2 protein-coding genes and 1 pseudogene are annotated in these 6250 nt (G+C 70.7%); all 3 read right to left on the bottom strand.

Annotated features, from left to right (window positions below; all coding sequences use genetic code 11):
- Positions 1-195, bottom strand: a pseudogene (locus tag ACTHMS_RS17445) (hypothetical protein); the annotation flags it as partial.
- A gap of 5 nt (positions 196-200) precedes the next feature.
- Entirely contained in the window at positions 201-1169 is a 969-nt protein-coding gene (locus ACTHMS_RS17440) for an AAA family ATPase (RefSeq protein WP_440307930.1), read from the bottom strand.
- 13 nt (positions 1170-1182) lie between these two features.
- Positions 1183-6180: an Ig-like domain-containing protein gene (locus tag ACTHMS_RS17435; RefSeq protein WP_440307931.1), complete on the bottom strand. Its 4998-nt coding sequence runs from the start codon at positions 6178-6180 to the stop codon at positions 1183-1185.
- Positions 6181-6250 lie beyond the last annotated feature (70 nt).

The raw sequence follows: 6250 nt of genomic DNA, 5'->3' as shown, positions 1-6250 counted from the left end.
GAACTCGACCCAGCCGAGTTGCCGACCGACGATCCAGCAGCCGACGGACGCGCCCAGCACGACCCAGCCCAGCGGCGACACCGCCGCGAGCACGGGACGCACGCGGCCGACCGCCGACTGTGCTGGCGCCACGCGACGGCCGACGCCACGCAGGCCCGACCGGCCGCGTTCGCGGAGATCCTGCAGCACCGCCATGCGCGTCAGGCCGCCCGCTCGCTCGGCGGCGCGACGTCGGCGAGGATCTGCCCGATGACCTGCTCGACCGTGACGCCGGCGAACTGCGCCTCGGCATCGAGCAGCACACGGTGCCCGAGCACCGGCACGGCCAGCTCCTTGATGTCGTCGGGCACGACGTAGTTGCGTCCGTCGGCAGCGGCCCAGGTCTTGGCGCAACGGATGTAGGCCAGGCAGCCGCGCACGGACAGGCCGAGCTTGGTCTGCGGGTGCCGGCGCGACTCCTCGGCCAGCCGGCTGACGTACGCGGCCACCGACGGGTCGAGGTGCACCTCGTCGGCGAGCGCGCTCATCTGCGCCACCGCATTGGCGGTGATCACCGGCTCGAGGGCCGCCGTGCGGTCACGGGTCTTCGCGTCGAGCAGCAGCGCGACGGTGTCGTCGTGGTCGGGGTACCCCACGCTGGTCTTCATGAGGAAGCGGTCGAGCTGCGCCTCGGGCAGCCGGTAGGTGCCGGCCTGCTCGATCGGGTTCTGCGTCGCGATGACCATGAACGGACGGCCCACCGGGTGCGGCACGCCGTCGACGGTGACCCGCCCCTCCTCCATCACCTCGAGCAGCGCCGACTGCGTCTTCGGCGAGGCACGGTTGATCTCGTCGGCCAGCACGATCGTCGAGAAGATCGGGCCCGGGTGAAAGTCGAACGTGCCCTTCTGCTGGTCGTAGATCGTGACGCCGGTGATGTCGGACGGCAGCAGGTCGGGCGTGAACTGGATGCGGCTGTTCGTGCCCTGCACGGTCGCCGCCAGCGCACGCGCCAGACTGGTCTTGCCCGTGCCCGGAAAGTCCTCGAGCAGCAGGTGGCCCTCGGACAGCATGCACGTCAGCGCGAGTCGCACTACGTGCGGCTTCCCGAGCACCGCCTTGCCGACGTTGTCGGCCATCTTGTTGAAGGTGGCAGCGAACCACTGCACCTGGTCCTGCGAAATGGTCATTTCTGGCTTCCTCTCACCACTTGACCGAGCCTTGAACGCCGTTGCACGTGACGTACACGTAGGTATTCGGATATCCGTACCAGTCGTCGGCGTCATGGCTGTCGTTCGGCCCGTAGACCTGGTCGATGAAGCCGGCACTTCCGTGGTCGGAATTGAACGAGCAGGTGACGTTCCCCGGGAAGTTCTGGGTCTGGACGTGGATCTTGTAGCACGTACTGGCGGTGCAGCCCGTGCAGTTGCCCGCGCACTGCGCGCCCTTGGAAACGATGACCGCGTACGGCGGCGAACCGGTCGTACCGTTCGCGACGGAATCCGTCGAGAAATGCGTACCGTCGGTCGACTCGACGGTGATCGAATGCGTCTGGTTGTAATCGAAGGTCGCCGAAGCGGAAAGTCCGCCGGTCGACGTCCAGCCGTTGTTGTCGAAGTGGTAGCGGTAGGTCAGACCATTTCCGGCCGAGGACCAAGAGCAATTGAGATTCTTGCCGCTACCGCTGCACGACAGGCCGGGGGGCGGCGGCACGTCGGGCGTGCGACCCGACGCGGTTGGCGACTGCTGGCTCTGCTGGCCGGCGACGTCGATCACGTAGACCACCAACGAGTAGGACGCCGCGTAGCCACGGTCGGCCTGGAACGAGCCCGGCTGCGACCCCTTGTCGACGAAGCCGCCGCCGTCGATGTTGACCAGGTAGCTGCGGACGGCACGGCCGTTGCTGCCGCCGCCCCACGAGTAGGTCACGGTGTTGCCGTTGTTCGTCGCGGTCGCCGTCGGCGTGGTCGGCGCGCCGTACGGGTACTCGGCGGCGGTCGCGTCCGACGGCGGGCCCTCGTTCGCCTCGTTCTTCGCGCGCAGCGCGACGGTGTACCCGGTGCCGTTGGTCAGGCCGGCGATGGTGCCGGTCGCCGTGTCACCCGGGGTCAGCGACGAGCTCTGCAGGGTCTGGAACGCACCGCCGTTGAGCGAGTACTCGATCGCGGTCAGCGCCGCGCCGTTCGCCTTCGGCACGGTGAACCGCACCTTGATCGCCTGGTCGAAGCCGGCACCGGTGCCGCCGGCCGGTCCGGGGTCCGGCGTACCCGAATTGAACGCGGCTTGGCTCGCGAAGGCTTCGACATTCGTCGGCGCGTCGGGCAGGCCGACCGCCTTGAACGACGACGCCGGACCCTGCACCGATTCCATGCCGCCGCCGTCCGGCGTCGTCGTGTTCGTCGCGGTGACCGCGTACTCCCACGTCGTGCCGTCGTTGTCGACGGTGTCGTCGCAGGCGAGTACGCCCGGCGACACCTGCGCGCAGTTCGGCAGCGGGGCGCCCCAGTCGACCGTGCCCTGCTTGCGGCGGTAGACCGAGTAGTACTTGATCGGGCCGCCGTTGTAATCCTGCGAGGCGAGCGCGTTCCAGGTGACGTGCACCGACACGGTCGGCTGCGGCGAGGTCAGCTGCTCGGCCGGCACGCTCGGCGCGCTCACCGGGTTCGGCTTGCCGGCCGACTGCCCGAGCGTGCCGGGCGGGACGCTGAACGGCCCGAGACCGTCCTTGTTCTCCGCCGCCACCCGGAAGCGGTACTGGTCGTTGTTCGTCAGCCCGGTGACCAGCTTCGAGACACCCAGCCCGACCGGCTGCGGCTCGCCCGAGCGGTCGGGCCCCGAGATCTGCAGGTAGTAGTTGGTGAGCGCGCTGCCGTTGTTGGTCGCCGGCGACCAGCTGACCATGAGCTTGCCGTCACCGGCCGGCGCCACCGTCACCGTCGCCGGCGCGAGCGGCTTCGTGTCCGGCGTCGCGGGGTTCGACACCGTGCCGGTGCCGAGCGAGTACTCGCCGACGAGGTTCTTCGTGCGCACGGTGAACGTGTACTGCTGGCCGTTCTTCAGCCCGTCGATGATGCAACCGGACGCGGCACACCGACGTCCGCCCGCGGGCGAACCCGCGTAGGTGACGTAGAAGCCGTCGATCGGGACGCCGCCGTTGTACGCGGGCGACGGCCAGACCAGCCGCACGCTGCCGCCCTTGACCCGGTCGGGGTAGGCGGTCACCGAGGCGACGGCGGCCGGCTTGCCGATCACGGTCATGGTGATCGCACCGGCCACGGAGCGCGTCGGGTCACCGGGCACGTCGGTCACCTGCAGACCGAAGGTCGTCGTGCCGCGGGCGGTCTCCTTCGGCGTGATGGTGACCGAGCTGCCGCTCTTCGCGCAGGTCGCCGGCGCCGTGCCGACCGCGGTCTGCGTGCAGTCCAACACCTTGATCTGCGGGTCGCCGATCTTCGTCGTCACGTGCTTGGTGACGTCGACGGTCACCGGCTTGCCCTCGCGGGCGTTCACCGTCAGCGGCGAGACGGTGGCGAGCGCGACCTTGAGCACGTGGTAGTGCACGATCTGTTGCTGGGTCGAGCCGACGACACCGATGGCGACGGCGCCGCTCTCGCCGGCGTGGGCGTCGCGCGTCGGCACCAGGGTGAGCGTCTGCCCGTCGACGCTCTTGTCGACGCCGGGGATCGCCGGCGACCACGCGGCGGTGAACCGCACCGACGACTCGCTGACGTTCTGCGGCGTCCAGACATTGCAGTAGTGCGTCAGCAGCAGGTGCTCGGGCGTGCCGCCCTGGTACAGCGCCCGGTCGTCGTCGGTCGGGCACCGCAGCACGGGCACCGCCTTGCCGATCTGCAGCGGGATGGTGACCCAGCCGGTGACGGCACCCTTGGTCGCCGGTGTCACGCCGTCGGTCACCTGCAGCGTCAGCGCGCCGGGGCCGTTGTACTTCGCGGCGCCGGTCAGCGTGACCGACGGCCCGTCCGCCTTCACCGTGACGGCGTCGCCGGGCGCGGTGAACTGGGTGCCGACGAACGTGGTCTTGAGCTGCTTGCCGTTCGGGTCGACGACGTACTGGTTGATGTCGAACGTCACGGCGCCCTGCTGCGGCACCGCGATGACCGTGTTCGGCTTCACGAACGGCGCGCCCGAGCCCTTGGCCGGCACGAAGATCACGGCGACCGCGGTCTTGGTGCCGTCGGTGATCTCGTACGGCACCACCTGCGGCGCGGTGGTCAGCGTGACGTGCACGTCCTGGCCGACGACGGTCGCGCTCGGGGCGAGCACCTTGTCGATCTTCACCGTGTCGGCGCGGTCGGGGTCGTAGTCGTTCTTCAGCACCGGCACGTCGACGAAGTCGTCGCCGGGCGACTTGGGCACGGCTTGGTCGTCGACGGCCACCGGCGCGTTGTCCCAGCCGCTGTGTCCGATGACGGTGAGCCGGGCGGCGGACGGATCGCTGACGCCGTCGCTGATCTGGTAGTCGACGGTGGTCAGCTGCTGGTCGGCCGGCGCGTCGACGTCGATGACGTGGGGGTTGGCCCGGTCGACCTGGGCGTGCGACCCGTCGAGCACGGTCACCGTCACGGCGTCACCCGCGGGCACGAGGTCGTTGGCCACCACGTTGATCGCGAGCCTGGCGTGCGGCGCTCCCTCGGCCGTGTCGTCGACGGCGACGGGCGGTTGCGCCTGGCCGGGCGACAGCACGGCGATGCGGATCTGCCCGCTGCCGATCGCGCCGAAGCGGTCCTGCACCAGGTAGCCGATGGTGTCGGTGCCCGCGGTCTGCGCCGACGGGAACGCCTCGTAGGTCAGCGTGTTGGCGGTCGTCGCGAGCACCATGCCCAGCGTCGGGGCCGGCTTCGTGACGCCCGCGAAGGTCACCGAGTCGCCGTCGGGGTCGACGCCCGACGTCGGCAGGTGCACGACCACCCGGCCGCCGGCGGTCGTGGAGGCGGTGATGTCGCCCGGGTCGGGCGGCAGGTTGTCGGCCGGCGTCTTCGGCAGCGCGTGGATGCGCACGGTCACCGTGCCGGTGTCGCTCTCGGACCCGTTCGTGGCGACGTAGTCGAAGGTCGCGGTGCCGGCGGCACCGGTCGGTGGCGCCACGAACCGGATGGTCGAACCGGTGACGAAGGCGCTCGCACCCCCACCAGGGTTCGTCACGCTGCCCGGCTGGATGGTGAGCTGGCCGCCGGCCGGGTCGATGTCGTTCTGCAGCACCGGGATCGACACCGAGTCGCCGACGCGGACGTCGGCCGAGTCGGGCAGGGCAACCGGCTGGTCGGGTCCGCCGGCCGGGAACTCGACGACCGACACCGAGCCGGTGGCCGTGGTCGTGCCGTCACTGACGACGTAGCTGACCGTGACCGGGTTCGCCTCGACCGCGTCACCGGTGTTGACCAGGCGCAGGTACCGGCTGTCGGTCACCGACACCGCGAGCGGCGCGTTCGGCGTCTCGACCTTGGCGCTCAGCACGGCCATCAGCGCGCCGGTCTGGTCGTAGTCGTTCGCGAGCACGTCGACGATCGAGGCGGTGTTGCCGTGCAGCACCGCGGTGTCGGGCAGCGCGACGACGCCGAGCGCCGCCCGCGTCTGCGGGTGCACGTCGATGCGGATGAAGCCGGCGGCCGACTGCGCGCCGTAGCTGATGCTGTACGGCACCTTGTAGGTGCGCGGGGTGAGGCCGGTGAAGGTCACCGTGCCGGTGGTGCTGTCGAACTGCGTCTCGGTGCCAGGCAGCTTCGTCACCGAGGCCAGCGTCAGTTGCGGGTTGTCGGTGGTCGGGTCGGCGCCCGGCAGGTCGTTGGCGAGCGGCTCGATGGTGATCGGCTGGCCGACCAGGCCCTGCGCGACGTCGGTCTGCGCCGTCGGCGGCACACCCTTGAGCGAGTCGCCGGCCAGGATCGTCACCTTGATCGTGGCGGTGCTCGTCTTGCCGTAGCCGTCGGCGACCACGTAGCTGATGGACGCCGACGAGCCCTTCGCCGGCGCGGTGTAGATCAGGTTGCCGTCGGACGTCGGCGAGACGTCGCCCTGGCCCGCGGGCACGCTCGCGCTCTGCAACGTCAGCGGGTCGTTCTCGTCGTCGCGCCAGTCGCCGAGCACCGGGATCTCGAGCTTGCTGGTCGCGCCGCCCGAGGCCGCGGGGGGGCCGGGCCGGGTGCCGCGGGGGGGCGCCGCGGAGGGGGGGGCCGTCCCCAGCGGGGGCCCCGCCCGCCCCGGGCCCCCCCCGCGCCAGTTCAGGGTGGCCGAGGCGATGCTCGAGCTGCTC

It is taken from the genome of Jatrophihabitans sp. (assembly GCF_051960575.1).
GTDB lineage: Bacteria > Actinomycetota > Actinomycetes > Mycobacteriales > Jatrophihabitantaceae > JBQCEE01.
Note: the sequence above shows the minus strand (reverse complement) of the source record. Positions and strands in the feature narration are given on the sequence as shown.